We start from the raw sequence: 22,897 nt of genomic DNA, 5'->3' as shown, positions 1-22,897 counted from the left end.
AAGAGAATGAGTACGATTAAAGACGTTGCAAAATTAGCGGGAGTATCTGTTGCGACCGTTTCCAGAGTGTTAAATAAAAATGGATATGTTCATGAAGATACATTAAAGAAAGTAGAGCGAGCAATTGAGATGCTAGATTATAAACCTAGTACAGTAGCGCGTTCACTGTATAACAAAAAATCTCGTTTAATTGGCTTAGTTGTTCCAAATATCGTGAATCCGTTCTTTCCAGAAGTTGCACGTGCCGTAGAAGATGTAGCGCATAAGCAAGGATACACAGTTGTCCTTTGTAACTCTGATGAGAGCTTAGAGAAAGAAAAGCAATATATTGATGTACTTAGGCAAAATAATGTGGATGGATTTATTGTAGCAACAAATCCACAAAATAGTGTTAATTACATGAAGTTGTCTGTTCCAGTTGTTGCAATTGACCGTATGTTTAATGAGCGTATTCCTACTGTATATGCAGATAACTATGCAGGGAGTCAGGCAGCGACAAAGTTATTAATAGATAAAGGCTGTAAACATATTGCTCATATTCGCGGACCGCGTGACGTAAGCACGGCTAATGAGCGTTTTGAAGGTTTTGTAGACGTTATTACGCAAAATAATCTTTCTTATATGATTGCAGAGAGTACATTTGATCCAGCTAATAGTGAGCGTGTAGCGGTGGAATTATTAGAAGAATACCCACATATTGATGGAATTGTTGCTGGAAATGATTTAATTGCAATAGGTATTGTAAAGGCTGCACTTCAAAAGGGGATTTCTATTCCGGATAATTTACAAATTATCGGATTCGATGGAATTTCTTTAACAGAAATGATGTATCCATCTATTACAACTGTTGCACAGCCAATTTATGAAATGGGGAAAATTGCAACAGAGCTGTTGTTAGAGCAGATGGAAGGAAACGTATTAGAAGAGAAACACTATCGTTTACCGATTGAAATTATAGAACGAAATACAACGAAGTAAGGAGATGAAACAGATGCCAAATATTGCAGTAGTAGGTAGTATTTCAATGGACTTAGTGGCTGTTTCAAAAAAACGTCCGAAAGCAGGAGAAACAGTAATTGGTGAAGCATTTCATACAATCCCGGGAGGGAAAGGGGCAAACCAAGCGGTTGCTGCAGCTAGATTAGGCGCAAATGTAGCAATGGTTGGAGCAGTTGGAAACGATAATTATGGAACTGTAGTTAGGAGCAATTTAGAGAACGAACGCGTTTTTATCGACTATGTGGTACCGGTTACAGATGCGGCGACAGGAATTGCTCATATCGTTTTAGCAGAAGAGGATAACAGTATTGTTGTCGTGCAAGGGGCGAATGCTCATGTAAATGAGTCGGTTGTAGATCGTTCAAAAGATCTTCTTATAAAAGCAGATATGGTTGTTCTTCAACTAGAGATTCCACTTGAAACAGTAAAATATGTATTGGCTATTTGTGAGGAGCATAATATTCCAGTTATGTTAAATCCAGCGCCAGCACAAGTGTTATCAGAAGATATTTTAAAAAAGGCAACTTATATTACGCCAAATGAACATGAGTGCCGCATCGTATTAGATGATTTCACATCACCAATTGAAGATTTACTGGCTAAATATCCAAATAAACTATTGATGACAGAAGGTTCTAAAGGTGTTCGTTTCCATAATGGTACGGAGATTGTGCATGTTCCTAGCATCGCTGTTGATGTAGTAGATACGACTGGAGCTGGTGATACATTCAATGGTGCATTAGCAGTTGCGCTTTCTGAAGGAGAAACACTTCAAAAAGCAATTCGTTTTGCGAATATTGCTGGTGGCCTTTCTGTAACGAAACTTGGAGCACAGGGCGGTATGCCAACGAGAGATAGAGTACGTGAAGTGCAGGTGATTGTCGGATGAAAAAGCACGGTGTATTAAACAGTGAGATTGCATCAGTCCTTGCTTCACTTGGGCATACAGATACAATTGTAATCGCAGACTGCGGGTTACCAATTCCTCACGGAGTAAAACGAATTGATTTAGCAGTTGAGATTGGAAAACCTAGCTTTTTAGACGTATTGCAAGTGGTAGCTGATGATATGGCAATTGAAAAAGTAACGTTAGCAGAAGAAATCATTAACAATAATGCGGAAGTAAATAAAGAAATCGAGCTGAAATTAATAGGACCAGCATTTGAATATGTATCGCATGAACAATTTAAAGAGCACACGAAGAAAGCGAAGGCGATTATTCGTACAGGAGAGGCTACGCCTTATGCCAATGTAATTTTACATGCAGGCGTGATTTTTTAATAAAGGGAAGTGATGGGAATGCGTATTGAAATGAAAAATATTTCAAAGGCGTTCAATGGTAATCCTGTTTTGAAGAATGCACAGTTTATGATTGAAACAGGGGAAGTCCATGCATTGATGGGGGAAAATGGAGCGGGCAAATCAACGCTTATGAAAATTTTAACAGGTGTATACAAAAAAGATGGTGGAACCATCACGATTGATGGACAAGAACGAACTTTTAAAAATGCGAAAGAAGCTGAAGAGTACGGTATTGCATTTATACATCAAGAATTGAACATATTATCGAATTTAACAGTAGCTGAAAATATGTTTCTCGGTAAAGAGTTAATGTATGGGAAGACAGGTATTTTACGTACGCGTCAAATGAACGCGATTGCGCAGCAGCAACTAGCGGAGTTAGGGTTACATGTAAAAGGTGCTATGTTGGCAGGAGAGTTATCGGTTGGACAACAGCAAATTATCGAAATTGCGAAAGCGTTAATGACAAACGCGAGCGTTATTATTATGGATGAACCGACAGCTGCATTAACAGATCGTGAAATTGAAACGTTGTTTACTGTCATTAATAAATTACGTAAAGAAGGCGTTTCGTTCGTTTATATCTCACACCGAATGGAAGAAATCTTTTCAATATGTGATGCCATTACGATTTTACGTGATGGGGAATACGTAGGAAAGAGATTAATTCCGGAAACATCGTTTGATGAAGTAGTGAGTATGATGGTGGGGCGCAGCATTGGTGAACGTTACCCGGAGCGAAATAGTCAAATTGGTGATGTTATTTTTGAAATGCGTAACGGAACGAAAAAAGGGAAGTTTGAAAATGTTTCGTTTCAAATTAGAAAAGGTGAAATCCTTGGTGTTGCTGGCTTGATGGGAGCTGGCCGTACAGATATTATGAAAGCGATATTTGGATACGAACCTTTAGATTCTGGCCAAATTTTTATTAATGGACAAGAAGTAAAGATTGATAGTCCGATAGATGCGATTAGACAAAGAATAGCTTTCATTACAGAGGATAGAAAATCTGAAGGGTTAGTTTTAGATTTCTCAATCCGAGAAAATTTAGCTTTACCGAATTTAGAAAGTCTTTCAAAGGGAAGTGTCCTTAGTAACGAACTAGAACAACAGTTTACAGCGGATATGATGAAGCTACTTAATGTGAAAGCATCTAGTGGAGAGCAAGCGGTGAAATCTCTTTCTGGTGGAAATCAGCAAAAGATTGTAATCGCGAAATGGCTAGGTATCCACCCGCAGTTACTTATTTTAGATGAGCCAACAAGAGGTGTTGATGTTGGAGCGAAAAAAGAAATTTACTCTATCATGAATAAGCTTACTGAGCAAGGAGATGCCGTTATTATGGTATCATCTGAGCTTCCAGAAGTTTTAGGGATGAGTGATCGTGTTCTTGTTATTCATGAAGGAAAAGTCGGCGGCATTTTAGAGAAAGATGAGGCATCACAAGAGTCTATTATGGCACTAGCTACAGGGGGAGAGTAAGGATGGCTAAGAAGGGGAATGTATTACAACAACTTGGGTCTTTAATTGGACTAGTATTAATTATTGTAGTAATTACAGCTTTAAATCCAGCATTTATTGAAATTCCAAATTTATTTAATATACTGCGTCAAGTATCGATTAATGCGCTTATTGCATTCGGAATGACCTTTGTAATTTTAACAGGGGGTATTGACTTATCGGTAGGTTCTATTTTAGCATTATCAAGTGCACTTGTTGCTGGAATGATGGCAAGTGGCATGGACCCGTTCCTTGCGATGGCAGTTGGATTATTAGCTGGTCTTGTAATGGGAATTGTAAACGGTATCATCATAGCGAAGGGAAAAGTAGCTCCATTTATTGCAACTTTAGCAACAATGACTATTTTTCGTGGGTTGACGCTTGTTTATATGGACGGACGTCCGATCACTGGTCTTGGTGATCATTTAATGTTCCAAATGTTTGGCCGCGGTTATTTTCTTGGTATTCCGGTACCAGCTGTTACAATGATGATCGCTTTCGCAGTACTGTACTTCATTTTGAAGAAAACGACATTTGGTCGCCGTACATTTGCAATTGGTGGAAATGAAGAAGCAGCAGCACTATCAGGTATTAATGTTACGAGAATTAAAGTAATGATTTACGGTCTTTCCGGAATTTTGGCAGCGCTTGCAGGTATTGTCTTAACATCACGACTAGATTCTGCACAGCCAACTGCAGGTACTTCTTACGAATTAGATGCAATTGCAGCAGTTGTATTAGGTGGAACAAGTCTTTCTGGGGGAAGAGGATGGATTGTTGGTACATTCATCGGTGTACTAATTATCGGTGTACTAAATAATGGTTTAAATTTATTAGGTGTATCTTCTTTCTTCCAACAAGTTGTAAAAGGGCTTGTAATCTTACTAGCTGTATTAATTGATCGTCGAAAAGAAGCGTAATGGAGGGAAAGTTCATGAAGAAATGGTTACTTATACTCGTTGCATGTATTATGGTCATTACTGCTGGTTGTTCAATGGAACCACCAGAATGGGCAAAGGATTCTAGCGATAAAGGTCGAAATAAAACTATTAAAGTTGGATTCTCTGTTTCAACTTTAAATAATCCATTTTTTGTAACTTTGAAAAAGGGTGCAGAAAAGCAAGCGAAAGCAAGCGGTATTGAATTGATTGCTGTTGATGCACAAAATGATGCAGCAAAGCAAACGAACGATGTTGAGGATTTAATTCAAAAAGGTGTCGATGTAGTTGTTATTAATCCGACCGATTCAGATGCTGTTGCTTCAGCAGTAAGTGCGGCAAATGCAGCAAATGTTCCTGTTATTACAGTAGACCGCGTTGCGAATTCAGGTAAGGTTGTTTCTCACATTGCCTCTAATAATATCGAAGGTGGTCAAATGGCCAGTGATTACATTCGTGAATTAGTTGGCGGGGGAGCAAACGTTGCTGAGTTAGAAGGAATCCCTGGGTCTTCTGCTGCTCGTGAACGTGGGAAAGGATTCCATAACGTAGCTGATAAATCTTTAAAAGTAGTTGCCAAACAAGCGGCTGATTTTGATAGAGCAAAAGGATTATCTGTTATGGAAAACATTTTACAAGCAAATGGTGATATTAAAGCTGTGTTTGCGCATAACGACGAGATGGCATTAGGTGCACTTGAAGCATTGAAATCTGCTGGAAAAACGGATGTAGTCGTTGTTGGGTTTGATGCGACAGAAGATGCTGTAAAAGCGGTTAAAGATGGGCGTATGGCTGCAACAGTTGCTCAAAAACCGGAATTAATCGGAGAGAAGGCGATGCAAACAGCAAAAGAGATCACGCAAGGTAAAAAAGTGGACAAATCTATTCCGATTGAATTAGAGCTTATTAAGAAAAATAAATAAATATAAAATGAAAATTAGGAAGGAAGAATAATAAATGAAATTCTTTATTGATACAGCAAACATTAATGAAATTAAAGAGGCAAATGCATTAGGCGTAGTAGCTGGAGTAACGACAAACCCATCACTTGTAGCAAAAGAAGGCGTAGATTTCCACGAGCGTATTCGTGAAATTTGCAGCTTTATAGAAGGACCTGTAAGCGCAGAAGTAATTAGCTTAGAAGCTGATAAAATGATTGAAGAAGGAAAAGAATTAGCGAAAATTGCTCCAAACGTTGTTGTAAAAGTTCCAATGACAACAGAAGGTTTAAAAGCAGTAAAAGCATTCTCTGACTTAGGAATTCGTACAAACGTTACATTAGTATTCTCAGCAGTTCAAGCATTACTTGCAGCTCGTGCTGGTGCAACATACGTTTCACCATTCTTAGGTCGCTTAGACGATATCGGTCATAACGGTATGGACTTAATTCGCCAAATCGCAGAAATCTTTGCAATTCACGGCATTGAAACAGAAATCATTGCAGCATCTGTACGTCACAGTGTTCACGTAACAGAAGCAGCATTAAACGGTTCACATATTGCAACAATCCCAGCAAACGTAATTGCTTCATTAGTGAAACATCCATTAACAGATCAAGGAATTGAGAAATTCTTAGCTGATTGGGAAAAAACACAAGAGAAATAATAGAAAATCGAGAATCCTAGTTTAATTGACTAGGGTTCTTTTTTTATTTAAAAGAATTTTCATGCAATTTTGCATATTGTCTTTTAAATTTGTTATATAAGCTATTTAATATATATCAAATCACTTTTTATTTTTCATATTTCGACATAAAAAGGTAGAGGTTCTGACCAGAAAACTGGAGGGGCATGATTCTATAACAGAAAGCTTAACGTTTATAGAATTATGCCTTTTTATATAGGGAGGGCAGAAAGTAGGGATTTCGATTTAAATGCACTAATTTATCTGAATTTTAAGTTTTATAAAAGGAGAGAAATAGAATGAGAAGAAAAGCGCCATTTAAAGTGCTATCATCTTTAGCAATTGCGGCAATTATCGGATGCACATCTGTAATGAGTACTCCGCTAGCATACGCAGAAACGCCAGCAAAAGAGAAAGATAATGTATCTACAACACCAATTGATTACAATTTAATTCAAGAAGATCGTTTAGCGGAAGCGTTGAAAGAAAGAGGAACAATTAATCCAGCATCTTCCAAAGAAGAGACGAAAAAGGCTGTAGAAAAGTATATTGAAAAGAAACAAGGCGATCAGGCAAATAAAGAAATCCTACCAGCGGATACTGCTAAAGAGGCATCTGATTTTGTGAAAAAAGTAAAAGAGAAAAAAATGGAAGAAAAGGAAAAGGTAAAAAAACCTGAAAAAAATGTTAGCCCTGAGCAAAAGCCAGAACCAAATAAAAAACAATTGAATGGGCAAGTCCCAACTTCTAAAGCAAAGCAAGCGCCATATAAAGGGTCAGTTCGAACTGATAAAGTATTAGTATTACTCGTTGAATTTAGTGATTATAAACATAATAATATTGATCAAACACCAGGGTATATGTATTCGAATGACTTTAGTAGAGAGCATTATCAAAAAATGTTATTTGGTAATGAACCGTACACATTATTTGATGGTTCGAAAGTAAAAACATTTAAACAATATTATGAAGAGCAATCAGGCGGAAGTTATAAGACGGATGGATATGTAACGGAATGGCTAACTGTTCCAGGAAAAGCGTCTGACTACGGTGCTGATGGTAGTAGTGGTCACGATAATAAAGGGCCAAAAGGCGCACGTGATTTAGTGAAAGAAGCTTTACATGCAGCTGCTGAGAAAGGGCTAGATTTATCTCAATTTGATCAATTTGATAGATATGATACAAATGGTGATGGAAATCAAAATGAACCTGATGGTGTAATTGATCATTTAATGGTAATCCATGCTGGCGTTGGTCAAGAAGCTGGTGGCGGTAAATTAGGTGATGATGCAATTTGGTCACATCGTTCAAAATTAGCAATAGATCCAGTAGCGGTTGAAGGTACAAAATCAAAGGTAGATTACTTTGGTGGAAAAGTAGCGGCGCATGATTATACAATTGAACCAGAGGATGGAGCAGTAGGTGTATTTGCGCATGAATTTGGACATGATCTTGGCTTACCTGATGAATATGACACGAAATATACTGGAACTGGTTCACCTGTCGAAGCGTGGTCATTAATGAGTGGAGGTAGTTGGACAGGGAAAATTGCAGGAACAGAGCCAACTAGTTTCTCACCACAAAATAAAGACTTCTTACAAAAGAATATGGGTGGCAACTGGGCAAAAATTTTAGAAGTAGATTACGATAAAATTAAGCGTGGAGTAGGAGTTCCTACATATATTGATCAAAGTGTTACAAAATCCAATCGTCCAGGCGTTGTACGTGTTAACTTACCAGGTAAAAGTGTTGAAACGATTAAACCGGAGTTTGGAAAGCATGCATATTATAGTACAAGAGGCGATGATATGCATACAACATTAGAAACACCATTCATTGATTTAACAAAAGGAACAAATGCAAAATTCGATTATAAAGCAAATTATGAGTTAGAAGCAGAGTGTGATTTTGTTGAAGTACATGCAGTAACAGAAGATGGAACGAAAACATTAATTGAGAGACTTGGAGAAAAAGTAGTCCAAGAAGATAAAGATACAACAGATGGGAAATGGATGGATAAATCATATGATTTAAGTCAATTTAAAGGGAAAAAGGTGAAACTGCAATTCGATTATATTACAGATCCTGCTGTAACATATAAAGGTTTTGCGATGGATAATGTAAATGTAACTGTTGATGGACAAGTTGTATTTTCTGATGATACAGAAGGACAGGCTAAAATGAATGTAAATGGTTTTGTTGTTTCTGATGGAACAGAGAAGAAAGCTCATTATTACTACCTAGAGTGGAGAAACTATGCGGGGTCAGATAACGGATTAAAAGCAGGAAAAGGTCCAGTGTATAATACAGGTCTTGTCGTTTGGTATGCAGATGATAGCTTTAAAGATAACTGGGTTGGGGTGCATCCAGGTGAAGGCTTCCTTGGTGTTGTAGACTCTCATCCAGAAGCACTTGTTGGTAATTTAAACGGGAAACCAGCGTATGGTAATACAGGCATGCAAATTGCAGACGCTGCATTTTCATTTGATCAAACACCAGCATGGAGTGTAAATTCATTAACACGTGGACAGTTTAACTATCCTGGATTACAAGGTGTTACAACTTTTGATGATTCAAAAGTATATAGTAACAAACAAATTGCAGACGCAGGAAGAAAAGTTCCAAACCTTGGACTTAAATTCCAAGTTGTTGGACAGGCAGACGATAAATCGGCAGGCGCTGTTTGGATTAAACGTTAATAATATAAAAGCACATTCTTCCTATGGAGAATGTGCTTTTTAATTTGTACAGTAAGTTATTATTTTAGCCTATGTAATACAAGTTTCTGTTCATATGTAGTGTATCAAATTATGTGGGGATAGGAAATATTTCCGAGGAAATTGTCGAAGTATCATCGGTATTTATACACTTTTTTTGTAAAAGGAGAAATGTAGTATTGTCTTTATACATAAGTTTATTTACAGTATTACTTGTTTATATACAAAAGTAATATAGATTAGGCGAAAAAAGACAATGATGGAGTTATCCCATCATTGTCTTTTTTACTTTGCTTTTTGCTTTACTTTTTATTTTGCTTCTTACATAAATCATTCCAGCGAATGTTAATAAGAATGCAGTTCCGATAACGAAGCTGACGCTAGGGGATGCCCCGATTACACCAACTGTAAAGGATCCAGCAACAACTCCTAATGAGAAGAAAGCATAAAACAATCCGAATGCTTTTCCGCGCTTATTATCTGTCGTATTTTCAACAAGTAATGCATTTATCGATGGGAAAAGGATAGCAAATCCAATGCCATAAATCATCATAACGATAAAGAGCATACCTTTTGTTGCGAATAATCCAAGTAATGATAACGCAAATGCCATTACTGCAATACCAATTAGCATGAGTTTTGAACGATTAAATCGATCATAAATACGGTTTGTTGGCAGCAAGAAGAAGAGGATAGCGGTAATGCCGAATACACTTAACATCATGCCTGTTGTAGATGCTTTAAGTGCTAATGCCTCAACTTTCACTGGTAGCATATACGTGACAATTCCTTGTGAAAACATTAGCGTGAAAGCACCAATATATGCTTGCAATAACGGTTCTGATTTCAATAGTTCAATCATATCTTCTTTGTTCACCATTTGTGTTCTTGAAGTATCTTTTCTTGATACGTTATTTGGTAAGAAGAATAGAGATACGATTGTACCAAGGACCATTAAAATAGAAATGGTAATGAACACCCACTCTATACCAGCAGTTGCTTTCATAATTCCACTGAAAGCAGGTCCTACAATTGCCGCTGTTCCAACAGCAGCACCAGATAGAGCCATTGCCTTACCTTGTCTTGCTGAACTTGTTTGTTTTGATAAAAACGTAAAGGCAGCAGGAATTAAAAATCCGTCACTAAAGCCGTGCATAAAGCGCACAACTAATAGTTGTTCACCACTTTGAACAACGGTGTATAACAAGACTATGAAACTCGTAAGTCCCATGCTTATATAAAGTATTTTTTTTGCACCAAATTTATCGACAGCAGCGCCAGCAATAATATTACCGATCATATTAGCGAATGAGTACATACCGACAACTAGCCCAATAATAAGAGGAGATCCTCCAAGACTTTGAGCGAACGTACTCATAATAGGTAATTGTGAAAATGTATCTAGAAACGCTACGATAACAATAAAGTAAATAAAATATTTCAAGCGATATTCACCTCTCCTCTGCTATTATGGCATAATGCTAATTTCAACCGCAATGAAATTAGCATTAACAGATGTGGAAAAAAGTACAAAGTGACAAAATATTGAACGTTATTTGTTAAAATTTAGTGGAAATGATATTGTTTTTTTGAAATATATGGATAGAAGTATTATAATAGATTTGTAAACTTCACCAGGTTAAGTATATACGTAGAGAGGGATGTATAAAATGAAAGCATTACTTTGGCATAATCAACGCGATGTACGAGTAGAAGAAGTACCAGAACCAACTGTAAGACCAGGAGCAGTTAAGATTAAAGTGAAATGGTGTGGTATCTGCGGAACAGACTTGCATGAATATTTAGCAGGACCTATTTTTATTCCAACCGAAGAGCACCCATTAACACACGTAAAAGCACCGGTTATTTTAGGTCATGAGTTTAGTGGTGAGGTAGTTGAAATCGGTGAAGGCGTTACTTCTCATAAAGTGGGAGATCGCGTCGTTGTAGAACCAATTTATTCTTGTGGTAAATGTGAAGCTTGTAAACATGGACATTACAATGTTTGTGAACAACTTGTTTTCCACGGTCTTGGCGGAGAAGGCGGCGGTTTCTCTGAATATACAGTAGTACCAGAAGATATGGTCCACCATATTCCTGATGAAATGACGTATGAACAAGGTGCACTTGTAGAACCAGCAGCGGTAGCAGTTCATGCAGTACGTCAAAGTAAATTAAAAGAAGGGGAAGCTGTAGCAGTATTTGGTTGTGGTCCAATTGGACTTCTTGTCATTCAAGCAGCTAAAGCAGCAGGAGCAACTCCTGTTATTGCAGTAGAACTTTCTAAAGAACGTCAAGAGTTAGCAAAATTAGCAGGTGCGGATTATGTATTAAATCCAGCTACTCAAGATGTACTAGCAGAAATTCGTAACTTAACAAATGGTTTAGGTGTAAATGTGAGCTTTGAAGTAACAGGTGTCGAAGTAGTACTTCGTCAAGCGATTGAAAGTACAAGCTTTGAAGGACAAACTGTAATTGTTAGTGTGTGGGAAAAAGATGCGACAATTACGCCAAACAACCTTGTACTAAAAGAAAAAGAAGTTATCGGTATTCTTGGATACCGTCATATCTTCCCAGCTGTTATTAAATTAATTAGCTCTGGCCAAATTCAAGCAGAGAAATTAATTACGAAAAAAATCACAGTAGATCAAGTTGTTGAAGAAGGATTTGAAGCACTTGTAAAAGATAAAACACAAGTGAAAATTCTTGTTTCACCTAAATAATAGAGAATAGTAAAAAGTAGCCCTTTTCTAGAAATAGAAGAGGGCTACTTTTTTTCTATACAGAAAGGTGATAGACTTTCCTTTAACTACAGGTATTTTGTTTGGAAGGGGTAGTCTAATGCTTTCATTTATGTTGACATTGAAACGAATGCTAAAAGCTTGTTTACGAGCGTGGAAAGATAAAGAATTTCAAGTGTTATTCGTATTAACATTTTTAACATTAACATCTGGTACAATTTTTTATAGTACAGTTGAAGGATTACGTCCTCTTGACGCTTTATATTTTAGTGTGGTCACGTTGACGACTGTCGGTGATGGGGATTTTAGTCCGCAAACTGATTTCGGAAAGATATTTACAATCTTATACATATTTATTGGGATTGGATTAGTGTTTGGATTTATTCATAAGTTGGCAGTTAATGTACAACTGCCAAGTATATTATCGAATAGAAAAAAAGAGTAAAGCATGTGAATGCTTTACTCTTTTTTTACATTAGTTTTGACAATCATTCGTAGTAGCTTAACAATACTTTATTACAATATAAGTGCATTCATTCATTATATTCACTATGTATAAAGTTATAATGATATGAAAATTTGCATATTTTAATTTATTGATAGAAATTTCATGAAAGGTGGGATATTCTAGTCATAGGTTAACCGGACGACATCTTAGGATCCTAACAAAAAGTTTACAATAATTCAATTATAAAATGGAGGATTTCAGATGAAAAAGAAAGTACTTGCTTTAGCAGCAGCTATTACATTAGTAGCGCCATTACAAAGTGTTGCATTTGCACATGAAAATGATGGGGGAAGTAAAATAAAAATAGTTCACCGCTGGTCTGCTGAAGATAAGCATAAAGAAGGCGTAAACTCTCATTTATGGATTGTAAACCGTGCCATTGATATTATGTCTCGCAATACAACACTTGTAAAACAAGATCGAGTTGCACAATTAAATGAATGGCGTACAGAGTTAGAGAACGGTATTTACGCTGCTGACTATGAAAATCCTTATTATGATAATAGCACATTTGCTTCACATTTCTATGATCCAGACAATGGAAAAACATATATTCCATTTGCAAAGCAGGCAAAAGAAACTGGGGCTAAATATTTTAAATTAGCTGGTGAGTCATACAAAAATAAAGATATGAAACAAGCATTCTTCTATTTAGGATTATCTCTTCATTATTTAGGAGATGTAAACCAACCGATGCATGCGGCAAACTTTACAAATCTTTCATACCCACAAGGATTCCATTCTAAATATGAAAACTTTGTAGATACGATAAAAGATAATTATAAAGTAACGGATGGAAATGGATATTGGAACTGGAAAGGTACAAATCCAGAAGAGTGGATTCATGGAGCGGCAGTAGCAGCGAAACAAGATTACTCTGGAATTGTAAATGATAATACGAAAGATTGGTTCGTAAAAGCAGCTGTATCACAAGAATATGCAGATAAATGGCGCGCTGAAGTTACACCAATGACAGGTAAGCGATTAATGGATGCACAACGTGTTACTGCCGGATACATTCAGCTTTGGTTTGATACGTACGGAGATCGTTAAGTATTTAAAAAAAGGTCAAATCTCATAATAGAGTATTTGGCCTTTTTATCACTATACACATGGAGGTATGAAACGTGAAAGGTAATTTGCTAAAAGGTGTACTTAGCTTTGGAATTGGTTTAGGAGTTTTATACGGAGGATCTTCAGCTCAGGCAGAGATGTCTACAGATCAAAATAACACTTTGAAAGTGATGACGCATAACGTGTACATGCTATCAACAAACTTATATCCGAACTGGGGACAAAGCGAGCGTGCTGATTTAATTGGGGCAGCGGATTATATTAAGAATCAGGATGTAGTTATATTAAATGAAGTGTTTGATAATAGCGCATCAGATCGTTTGTTAGGGAATTTGAAGAAAGAATATCCAAATCAAACAGCGGTATTAGGCCGTAGTAACGGAAACGAATGGGATAAAACGTTAGGTAGCTATTCATCTTCAACTCCTGAAGATGGGGGAGTTGCAATCGTGAGCAAATGGCCGATCGTTGAAAAGGTTCAATATGTATTTGCAAAAGGATGCGGGCCAGATAATTTATCGAATAAAGGATTTGTATACACGAAAATTAAGAAAAATGATCGTTTCGTTCATGTAATTGGGACGCATTTGCAGGCTGAAGATAGTATGTGCGGAAAAACTTCACCTGCATCTGTACGTACAAATCAGTTAAAAGAAATTCAAGATTTTATAAAAAATAAGAATATACCAAATAACGAGTACGTTCTATTTGGTGGTGATATGAACGTGAACAAAATAAATGCAGAGAACAATAGTGATTCAGAGTACGCATCCATGTTCAAAACATTGCACGCTTCTATTCCATCTTATACAGGACATACAGCAACTTGGGATGCGACGACAAACAGTATTGCGAAATATAATTTCCCTGATAGCCCTGCTGAACATTTAGATTATATTATTGCAAGTAAAGATCATGCGAATCCATCATTTATAGAGAATAAAGTATTACAACCGAAATCTCCACAGTGGACTGTTACATCATGGCTCAAAAAATATACGTATGATGATTATTCTGATCATTATCCAGTAGAGGCGACTATTTCTATGAAGTAGTCCTAAAAAAGTTTCTTCTTAAATAGGAAGAAACTTTTTTATTTTGTAAGAGGAAATTTAAACTTTCTTTCCAATATGTATAAGACATATAGAGAAGAGGAGAGAAAAAATGTGGATAGAGGAATTTTTAAAGAAGTTCCATTACCGTGTGCATTTTTGGATGAGGTGGCTTTAGATAGAAATATTCAATCGATTATAGAATTAAGTGGAAATAAGAAGATTCGTATAGCGAGTAAATCGTTACGTTCTGTTCCGGTTATGCGAAAGGTTTTAGCTGCAAATGATCGATTTCAAGGTATTATGTGTTTTTCACCTAGGGAGGCTTTGTTTTTAATTGAACAAGGATTCAATGATTTATTGCTCGGATATCCTGCTTATGATGAAAGAGCTTTACATGAAATAAGTTTGCTAACAAAGCAAGGGCTCATTATAACTTGTATGGTGGATTGTGAAGACCATATTGTTTATTTAGAAAAAATTGCTGAGAAATCTAAAGGGTGTTTTCGTGTTTGTTTGGATATTGATATGAGTAGTTATTTTTTTCAATTTCATTTTGGGGTCAAAAGATCACCAGTAAAAGATGTGCAAGGTGCTTTGAAAATAGTAAAAAGGGTGAAAGAATCATCATGTTTAATACTAGATGGTGTAATGGGATATGAAGCCCAAATTGCTGGGGTAGGAGATCACATACCGAATCAGCGAGTGAAAAGTAAAGTAATTTCGTATTTAAAGAAGAAATCGGTTTTAGAAATTAAAGACAGAAGAGGACATATCGTAAAAGAAATACAAAACCTAGGTATTGAACTAAGGTTTATAAATGGGGGAGGCACAGGAAGTATAAAAACAACCGAGAAAGATAATGCGGTTTCGGAGATTACAATAGGTTCTGCTTTTTATGCCCCGAAGCTGTTTGATTATTATAAAGAGGTGCAATTTCATCCAGCTGTCGGATTTGCTTTACCAGTTGTGCGTAAACCAGCCCCATCTATTTACACTTGTCTAGGTGGTGGATATATTGCCTCAGGTGCAATTGGTAAAGATAAAGAACCTGAGATTTGGAGACCAAATGGTGCCAAACTATTAGCTTTAGAAGGCGCTGGCGAAGTGCAAACACCGATTTTTTATAACGGTGAGGAACGAGTAGAGATAGGAGATTCTATCTTGTTTCGCCATAGTAAAGCTGGTGAGTTATGTGAGCGTTTTCCTTTTTTATACCGTGTGAAAGAAGGAGAGATTGTTGGGGAGTATTCAACATATCGGGGGGATGGTCAATGCTTTCTATAAAGGGACAAAAATGGAGAAATTGGACAGGGAATGTAGAAGGAACGCCGCATTATACGATGTATCCAGAAAGTATACAAGATGTAGTAGAAGTTGTAGGGCTTGCTCGAAAAAAAGGGAAGAAAATTCGTGTTGTCGGTTCAGGACACTCATTTACACCTCTTGTGCAAACGGAAGAAATTTTAGTTTCTTTAGATAAATTGAAAGGTATTTTGGATATTGATGCAGAGAAGATGGTTGCCGAAGTATGGGCAGGAACAAAGTTACATGATTTAGGGAAGTTACTTGAAGAAAAAGGTTATGCACAAGAAAATTTAGGGGATATTGATTCACAATCTATTGCAGGAGCGATTAGTACAGGGACTCATGGAACGGGGATTACCTTTGGAAGTTTATCAACACAAGTTATAGAGATTACCGCAGTTTTATCTACAGGTGAGAGTATAGTTTGTTCGGAAACTGAGAATGTGGAATATTGGAGAGCCTTTCAGTTGTCGCTTGGAATGTTAGGTATCATTGTAAAAATAAAATTGAAGGTTATTCCAGCCTATTCACTCGTTTATAAAAGTGAAAAACAGTCATTATCTACGGTAATGAACAAGCTAGAAGAATATAAGAAGAATCGCCATTTTGAATTTTTCGTTTTTCCTTATTCAGATGAAGTGCAAGTAAAATTTACAAACGAAACAACGGGTAAAAAAAGTGACTTGAAATGGCATAAACTAAAGGTAGAGTTGCTTGAAAATAAGATGTTCTCTTTGTTATCTAAAGGATGTAAATGGTTTCCTTCTATAAGTAAAGGAGTAAGTCGATTATCGGCTAAAGCTGTACCGAATACAAAGATAGTTGGTCCGAGTTATGAAGTATTTGCTACATCGCGTGCGGTTCCATTTTATGAAATGGAGTATAGTGTTCCTTCAAAATATATGCGGGCCGTTGTAGAAGAGATTTCAAACCTTATTGAAAAGAAAAAATATAAAGTGCACTTCCCAATTGAATGCCGTTATGTGAAAAGGGATGATATATGGCTCAGTCCAGCGTATGGAAGGGATTCAGCGTATATTGCTGTTCATATGTATAAAGGTATGAAGTATGCTGCTTATTTTGGTGAGGTAGAGAAAATTTTTCTAAAGTATGAAGGACGCCCGCATTGGGGGAAAATGCATACGTTAACGTACGAAAAATTACAAAATATATATCCAGAAATGCATTCGTTTCTAAAGGCGAGGAAGTTACTAGATGAAGCAGAAATATTTTCAAATCCTTACACAGAAAAATTATTTACGATTATGAAAAAAAGCTGACAAAGTATTACTTGTCAGCTTTTTTTAGTATGATCGCATTTCTTGTTTGACTAATACGCTCGTAAAATAGTAATTTATCACGACTAAATACATGTAATAAAACATGAATAATAAATAGACCGTTAATTACAAATTGGAATAATAGTATAACTAGTAATACTAAAGGCTCTGTATGATTTAAGATAGAGCTACTCGAAAGAATATAATTGATTCCGCCTAAAATGAAATAGAATATCCCGTAACGAATGAATAATTCTTTTAGTGTAATACGCTCTGCTTGTCCTTTAATGTAAATCCGAAGCAACGCTTTTCCTATTGTTCTTCCATTCGTAAAGTATGGAATGATAATAAAGTAAATAAAGATTGAACATGTAATGAAAAAGAGTTCGTATACATTTGTGTAAGATTGGACATTAGAAATAAATAGAGAATTTCCTTTATTTTTAATGACAGGCACAACGATAGATAAGAACAGCCAATCAATTTGCATAGCGATAAGACGACGAACGAATCCGACTGGTTTTGTTTCCAAATCAATATGACTATCCAATTCGCTTGTTTTCGGAAGGAAGTACGTAAATATTGGTGCAATGATAAAACCAATTACGCCGCCTAATGTGTTTAAAAATAGATCATCGATATCGAATAAGCGATATGCACAATTGTATATACCGTATAGTCCAGTCACCTGTGTCAGTTCGAAAAATAGTGAAAGACAAAAAGAAATACAAACTGTTTGTAAGAAACTACGTCGGAAATAATAACGTAGATAAACACCGAATGGAACGGTTAATAGAACGTTAAATGCTACTTGTAAAAACGCAGATTCTTTTAATAAATAGAAATAAGTAGTTGGTTTCGCTAAAATTGCCGATGTATGATTACTAATCTCTTGTATGAAATAAAATGGTGAGAGTTGCATGTGCTGTGTATTAGCCGGTTGTAGGCTACAAGTATCATACGTTTGTGGTAACGGCAAAATAACAAGAAAATAGGCATTTAATAAATAGAGTAGTAATGAATACAAAATAAATGAGCGCCATTTATTTAAATAACCGTATTTTCGATAATTAAATATTAAAAATGGGATTAACAGAAACATTGCTAAAATAGGAAATAAAATAAATGCTGTTTTTACTGGAAATAAATATGCAGTCAAAATGAAGCTCCTTTCAATGAAAATTCGTTTATCATTATAACGTTAAAAGAACTTTAAAACAAAATTAAAATATTTCTAAATAGAAAAAATTTCAAATTTAAACGGGATTAAGTTATACTAAATTTAATATAAGGATATTGTGATTATTATAAGTTGAGAGAGGGTACAAGATATGCGGTATGAGCTTTTTTCTGTAAGTGGGGATCATATTACAACTTTTGAAAGTGCATGGCGTTTTCAGGAGGGAGAACAGATTTTTGTTCATGATGATCAAACAAAACGAAATTTTATTATTATCCGCCTAACGCATGATGTATTTCAACAAAATAAACATGTTATTCGTTTGTATTGTCAAGAAAAGAAAGTATACGCATAAAAGGGGCCCCCTCTTACTGTACAGAAAGGTAAGAGGGGCTTTATCATTATAAAAATATAAAAAAGAGAGTCATCCTAGTTTAATAGAATGACTCTCTTTTCGATTTGTAAGTTTCATTTTATAAGAAAATAAGAGTAAGTACACCTACGATAATGCAATAGAAAGAGAAATATTTTAAATTTCCTTTTGCCATAATGTTCATAAACCATTTTAAAGAAATATACGTCATGATAAATGTTGCGATAAATGCAACGACATATGGTACGAATAATGTATCTAGGTTTGGATCTTTTGCAATGTCTGTAATACTTAGTAATAAACCACCTAAGCTAACAGGGATATACAGTAAGAATGAGAAACGAAGAGCTGTTTCTTGCTTCATACCAAGTAACATCGCTGCGACGATTGTTGCACCTGATCGGCTTATTCCAGGAATTAGTGCGCAAGCTTGTGCTAATCCGACGATAATTGCATCTTTCATAGAAAGATCGCCATCATTTTTACGTCCACGCAAGTTTCTAATAATCCAAAGGCCGACAGCAGTAATAAGAAGGGAAATCCCAACCATTTTCACGCCTTTTAAGTACTGGTCGATATAGTCTTTAAATAAAACACCAATAACGCCTGCTGGAATGGTCGCAATAACAAGGTAAATAATAAAGAAGAAATCTGATTTTGCATCTTCTGCTCTTGTAAATATATAAGATAGACCATTCTTCGTTAGACGAATTAAATCATTTCTATAAATAAGTAATACAGCTAATAATGAAGCTGAATTAACAAGTAGTTCGAAGCTAAACCCTTCTATTTTTAGTCCTAGCAAATGTTGTGCTAAAACGAGGTGACCGCTTGAAGAAATCGGAATTGGTTCTGTTAGTCCTTGGAACAGACCAAGAATTAAATATTTTAAAATGTAATGAAATTGTTCCATAAAAACCTCCTTGTTTATTAGTCGAAAGAAACAACTTGTTCATTATAACAAAGATACGGATGAATATTGAGAAGAAATAAATATTCGAAATATAATAAAAACCCCTTATAGCGCGCTATAAGGGGTTTTTATTATTAATGAGAAGCCGCTGTTTCTTGAAGACCTTTAGTCAATTGAACATCGACTTTTTCGGCATCATGAATGTGGTTCATAATAGTAGTATTTAATTTTTGGAACATTTGTTGTGTATTAGCGAATTCACGTAATATATCATCATTACAAGATTTTTGGTTTTCGATAGCTTTAATAACATTTGTAGCACCGCTTTGTAACGTTTGAATCATAATTAAAATGTTTTCAATTCTAGCGTTTGTATCGGCACTCATTTCTACACCTTCATCGACTAAATGCAAATTATCTTTTGTGTTATCGTATGCTTTTTCAATTTCTTCTTGAATTTTTTTCGTTAAGTTACCAATGTTTTTTGTACTTTCGGCTGTACTTTCCGCTAGTTTTCTTACTTCATTGGCAACGACAGCGAATCCTTTACCGTGCTCTCCAGCACGTGCAGCTTCAATACTCGCATTTAAAGCAAGTAAATTTGTTTGTGCTGCAATGTTTTGGATGACTTCTACAATTTGCTCGATTTCTTTTGAGCGCTCACTTAAATGATTCATACTATTAGACGTGCGCTGAGATTGTTCACCTAATTTATTAATTACAATAAGTAAACGATGAACAGATTCTTTTCCTTCATTAGAACAGTCAATGATTTCTTCAATTGACTGAATTAAGCTTTGTTCTTTTTGTAACATTTCATTATTCAATTCATTGGAATGTGTTGTACGCGTTGAAACATTTTCGAAACATGAATTTAATTGTTGAACTAAATTTTGAAGTGTATGGTGTTGATTATTTACGAGTTGATGCTCTTGAACGACGCTTTGCACACGGTCGTGAATAGAAGAAATGATCTCTTGTTTTTCAATATCTTTTTGTTTTAATTCTGCTTCTAGTTCTTGTATACGACTTTCTAATTGATCAATTTTATGTTGGAGTGATTTCTTTTGAGTAAACATATATTTATTTCAACCGCCTTTAGAAGTTATATTTTCTCTATATTTGGATTTTAGCATCTTTTATAATTTTTAAATATAGGAATTGTTAAATATTTAAGAATCTATTACATTTTATGCATAATTCCCTTTTTTTCGTCATGAAAAATAAACTGTATTTAATGGTATTGTAAACAAACTGTAAAATAAATCATGTATAACTGTATAAGAAGGGAGTCGGATTATGAACTATTTTAAGCGAATCAGTAGTCTAGTATTAGCAGGCATTATCAGTCTTTCTAGTACAGTCGCTGTAAAAGCAGAGTCAAACGACGAGAAACTTAACAACATGCAACAGCAATTGCAGCAAAACGATGCAGAGATGCAAAAGAAAGAGCAAGAGAAGCAAGCTGTTAATAAAGAAATTCAAGGTATCGAAAACGAACTACATAATTTAAATAATACAATTGCAAAAAATAAAGAGGATCAAGCTGCTATTCAACGTAAAATCGATGAAACACATAAGCAGATTGAGCAAAAAAAGAATGAAATTGTCGTTTTAGAGGATAAAGTCCTTGCTCGTAAGGATATTATGAGAAAACGTATGGTTTCTGTTCAAAACAGTTCAAATACAAGTTTAGTAGTAGAAGTTGTAGTAGAGTCAAAAAACTTTGCAGATTTCTTACAACGTATGAACGCAGTTTCTACTATTCTAGAAGCAGATAAAGAAATTTTACGTCTACAAGAACAAGATCTTCGTCAAATTGAAGAAGATAAGAAAACAATTGATGAAAAAGAAGAATCTTTAGTAGTAGACAAACAAAAATTAGCCAAAGCACAAGCTGAGTTGCAAGATAACTTGAAAAAGCGTCAAGCTAACTTACAAACAGTTCAAGCTAAATATAATCAGGTTGCAAGCCAACTTAATTTAGCAGCAGAAGAAAAAGCTAAAATCGAATCAAATATGAAAGCAGTTCAAGAAACAATTGCTCGTGAGCAAGAAGCAGCAAGAATTGCTGCAGAAGAGCGTGCAAAAGCAGAAGCAGCTGCAAAGGCTGAGCAAGAAGCTTTAGCTAAGGCACAGGCAGATGTTGCTGAAAAACAAAAGCAAAAGCAAGAGCAAGCTAGTAAGCCAGCTCAAACTAAAAATAATAATTCAAGTGTAGAACCTGCACAACCATCTAAACCAGCTGCTGGTGGAAGAGAAATCTATGTACATGCAACAGCTTATACAGCAGATCCAGGTGAAAATGGCTATGCACCAGGTCAACAAGTATATTCTGCATGGGGAGGCTATAACCTAACTGCAAACCCAGGAATGAAATTAATTGCAGTGGACCCATCTGTTATCCCATTAGGTTCTCGCGTATATGTTGAAGGATACGGAGAAGCAATTGCAGCAGATACTGGTGGCGCGATTAAAGGTCACAAAATTGATGTTTTAATGCCAGATAAAGCTTCATCTAGTAAATGGGGCAGAAAAAATGTTAAGCTTACAATTTTAAATTAACATGTAATCCAACTTTACAATATGTAAAGTTGGATTTTTTTGTAATTATAATGTTAAGTTAAGTTTACATTTTGTTAAGGATAGCATACAATGACGGTGAGAGGTGGTAAAATTGACCATTTTAAATAGAGTGAAGGAATTAAGAGCTCGGTTTAATTTTTCGCAAAGTGTATTAGCAGAAAAGGTTGGAGTGACAAGACAAACAATCGCGGCAATTGAAAAAGGGGATTATGTCCCTTCACTGTTATTAGCACTTACGATTTGCGATGTATTTCAGTTAAAGATGGAAGATGTGTTTGTTTTGAATAAGGAGGGGAAAGAGGATGAATAGACTCGTATTTTCTTATATGCTAAATGTACTTTTAATGGTATTAGCAGGTTGGGCGTTTATTGAGTTGTATTATTTTACTATTGAAGTCGCTAATTTTATTCAAACGGAGAGAGTACCATCTGAAATTTCACTGAGTTTAATGCCGCTAGGATTACTTTTAATATTTGGTATTGTATCGACTGTTCTTTATAAAATTCAAAAGAAAAAATATAAAGAGCTCTCGTATTGGATGTTTCCACTATTATTTCCTCAAGAGGATGAGAGGGAAAAGGCAATTACAGAAAAGGCTTGTCGTACTACATTTATGTCACTATGGTACGTGTTGCCTTGTGCGGTTGGTTTTTTAACTCTTTCTCCAATTGCTAATCTATATGTTCCTGCATATCCAATATATATTGCATTTAGTATTTTCTTTATTCAAATGACAATTTTTCACGTATCCTTATATCGAAATAAAATCGCTTAAAAAGAAACCTTCTTGCATTAGCAAGAA

Annotated in this window: 21 protein-coding genes and 1 pseudogene; 18 read left to right on the top strand and 4 right to left on the bottom strand. The window is 35.6% G+C overall.

The window, feature by feature from the left end; translation table 11 throughout:
- Positions 1-6: 6 nt before the first annotated feature.
- The 8 genes from rbsR to inhA2 all read left to right on the top strand — a co-directional run bounded on the left by rbsR (position 7) and on the right by inhA2 (position 9,061).
- Positions 7-978 carry a ribose operon transcriptional repressor RbsR gene (rbsR, locus tag ILS93_RS24575; RefSeq protein WP_000104028.1) on the top strand — a complete coding sequence of 324 codons (972 nt, stop codon included), beginning with the start codon at positions 7-9 and terminating at the stop codon, positions 976-978.
- A gap of 13 nt (positions 979-991) precedes the next feature.
- On the top strand, positions 992-1,888 hold the full coding sequence (rbsK, locus tag ILS93_RS24570) for a ribokinase (RefSeq protein ID WP_064477077.1): 897 nt from the start codon (positions 992-994) through the stop codon (positions 1,886-1,888).
- The gene (gene rbsD / locus ILS93_RS24565) at positions 1,885-2,280 is read left to right on the top strand and encodes a D-ribose pyranase (protein WP_098103201.1); all 396 of its coding nucleotides are present in this window, start codon (positions 1,885-1,887) and stop codon (positions 2,278-2,280) included. Before rbsK ends, rbsD begins: the two co-directional genes overlap by 4 nt.
- An 18-nt stretch (positions 2,281-2,298) precedes the next feature.
- A complete protein-coding gene (rbsA, locus tag ILS93_RS24560; protein ID WP_064477164.1) occupies positions 2,299-3,783 on the top strand; it encodes a ribose ABC transporter ATP-binding protein RbsA in 1,485 nt (494 codons plus the stop codon).
- A gap of 2 nt (positions 3,784-3,785) precedes the next feature.
- A complete protein-coding gene (locus ILS93_RS24555; RefSeq protein ID WP_001074641.1) occupies positions 3,786-4,721 on the top strand; it encodes an ABC transporter permease subunit in 936 nt (311 codons plus the stop codon).
- 14 nt (positions 4,722-4,735) lie between these two features.
- A complete protein-coding gene (gene rbsB, locus ILS93_RS24550; RefSeq protein WP_064477075.1) occupies positions 4,736-5,662 on the top strand; it encodes a ribose ABC transporter substrate-binding protein RbsB in 927 nt (308 codons plus the stop codon).
- A 34-nt stretch (positions 5,663-5,696) separates the two neighbouring features.
- Entirely contained in the window at positions 5,697-6,344 is a 648-nt protein-coding gene (fsa, locus tag ILS93_RS24545; protein ID WP_000667669.1) for a fructose-6-phosphate aldolase, read from the top strand.
- Positions 6,345-6,661: 317 nt separating this feature from the next.
- Entirely contained in the window at positions 6,662-9,061 is a 2,400-nt protein-coding gene (inhA2, locus tag ILS93_RS24540) for a M6 family metalloprotease immune inhibitor InhA2 (RefSeq protein WP_222661560.1), read from the top strand.
- A gap of 283 nt (positions 9,062-9,344) precedes the next feature.
- Here the strand turns inward: inhA2 and ILS93_RS24535 are convergent, their stop codons facing one another.
- Positions 9,345-10,523, bottom strand: coding sequence for an MFS transporter (locus ILS93_RS24535; RefSeq protein WP_222661559.1), 1,179 nt, complete (start codon positions 10,521-10,523; stop codon positions 9,345-9,347).
- Between the two features lie 226 nt (positions 10,524-10,749).
- On the opposite strand from ILS93_RS24535, the gene bdhA reads away from it, so the two are divergent.
- From bdhA to ILS93_RS24505, 6 genes are all read left to right on the top strand, one after another.
- Positions 10,750-11,802: a (R,R)-butanediol dehydrogenase gene (gene bdhA / locus ILS93_RS24530; RefSeq protein WP_000645834.1), complete on the top strand. Its 1,053-nt coding sequence runs from the start codon at positions 10,750-10,752 to the stop codon at positions 11,800-11,802.
- Positions 11,803-11,920: 118 nt separating this feature from the next.
- Positions 11,921-12,265, top strand: a complete 345-nt coding sequence (locus ILS93_RS24525; protein WP_000948235.1) for a potassium channel family protein — start codon at positions 11,921-11,923, stop codon at positions 12,263-12,265.
- 264 nt (positions 12,266-12,529) lie between these two features.
- Positions 12,530-13,381, top strand: a complete 852-nt coding sequence (gene cerA / locus ILS93_RS24520) for a phospholipase CerA (RefSeq protein WP_000731009.1) — start codon at positions 12,530-12,532, stop codon at positions 13,379-13,381.
- 74 nt (positions 13,382-13,455) lie between these two features.
- Positions 13,456-14,457, top strand: coding sequence for a sphingomyelinase C (sph, locus tag ILS93_RS24515; protein WP_098537750.1), 1,002 nt, complete (start codon positions 13,456-13,458; stop codon positions 14,455-14,457).
- A gap of 111 nt (positions 14,458-14,568) precedes the next feature.
- Positions 14,569-15,741 carry an amino acid deaminase/aldolase gene (locus ILS93_RS24510; RefSeq protein WP_098102284.1) on the top strand — a complete coding sequence of 391 codons (1,173 nt, stop codon included), beginning with the start codon at positions 14,569-14,571 and terminating at the stop codon, positions 15,739-15,741.
- Positions 15,729-17,042, top strand: a complete 1,314-nt coding sequence (locus ILS93_RS24505) for a D-arabinono-1,4-lactone oxidase (RefSeq protein ID WP_064477070.1) — start codon at positions 15,729-15,731, stop codon at positions 17,040-17,042. The genes ILS93_RS24510 and ILS93_RS24505 overlap by 13 nt, the downstream gene beginning before the upstream one ends.
- A gap of 7 nt (positions 17,043-17,049) precedes the next feature.
- Here ILS93_RS24505 and ILS93_RS24500 read toward each other — a convergent pair whose 3' ends face one another.
- Positions 17,050-18,201, bottom strand: a complete 1,152-nt coding sequence (locus tag ILS93_RS24500) for a VanZ family protein (protein ID WP_064477069.1) — start codon at positions 18,199-18,201, stop codon at positions 17,050-17,052.
- Between the two features lie 172 nt (positions 18,202-18,373).
- On the opposite strand from ILS93_RS24500, the gene ILS93_RS24495 reads away from it, so the two are divergent.
- Positions 18,374-18,577 carry a hypothetical protein gene (locus ILS93_RS24495; RefSeq protein ID WP_001268332.1) on the top strand — a complete coding sequence of 68 codons (204 nt, stop codon included), beginning with the start codon at positions 18,374-18,376 and terminating at the stop codon, positions 18,575-18,577.
- A 118-nt stretch (positions 18,578-18,695) separates the two neighbouring features.
- Here ILS93_RS24495 and ILS93_RS24490 read toward each other — a convergent pair whose 3' ends face one another.
- Positions 18,696-19,508: an undecaprenyl-diphosphate phosphatase gene (locus ILS93_RS24490; RefSeq protein WP_000434544.1), complete on the bottom strand. Its 813-nt coding sequence runs from the start codon at positions 19,506-19,508 to the stop codon at positions 18,696-18,698.
- Between the two features lie 134 nt (positions 19,509-19,642).
- Positions 19,643-20,161, bottom strand: a pseudogene (locus tag ILS93_RS29145) (methyl-accepting chemotaxis protein); the annotation flags it as partial.
- A gap of 646 nt (positions 20,162-20,807) precedes the next feature.
- On the opposite strand from ILS93_RS29145, the gene ILS93_RS24480 reads away from it, so the two are divergent.
- The 3 genes from ILS93_RS24480 to ILS93_RS24470 all read left to right on the top strand — a co-directional run bounded on the left by ILS93_RS24480 (position 20,808) and on the right by ILS93_RS24470 (position 22,870).
- On the top strand, positions 20,808-22,073 hold the full coding sequence (locus ILS93_RS24480) for a 3D domain-containing protein (RefSeq protein ID WP_064477067.1): 1,266 nt from the start codon (positions 20,808-20,810) through the stop codon (positions 22,071-22,073).
- 112 nt (positions 22,074-22,185) lie between these two features.
- Positions 22,186-22,404 carry a helix-turn-helix transcriptional regulator gene (locus ILS93_RS24475; RefSeq protein WP_000154014.1) on the top strand — a complete coding sequence of 73 codons (219 nt, stop codon included), beginning with the start codon at positions 22,186-22,188 and terminating at the stop codon, positions 22,402-22,404.
- Positions 22,397-22,870: a hypothetical protein gene (locus tag ILS93_RS24470; protein ID WP_061675087.1), complete on the top strand. Its 474-nt coding sequence runs from the start codon at positions 22,397-22,399 to the stop codon at positions 22,868-22,870. Before ILS93_RS24475 ends, ILS93_RS24470 begins: the two co-directional genes overlap by 8 nt.
- Positions 22,871-22,897 lie beyond the last annotated feature (27 nt).

The organism is Bacillus sp. 16GRE42, from assembly GCF_019837435.1.
Classification (GTDB): domain Bacteria; phylum Bacillota; class Bacilli; order Bacillales; family Bacillaceae_G; genus Bacillus_A; species Bacillus_A wiedmannii.
The sequence above is the reverse complement of the archived record's forward strand: the minus strand, read 5'-3'. Positions and strand labels throughout refer to the sequence as shown.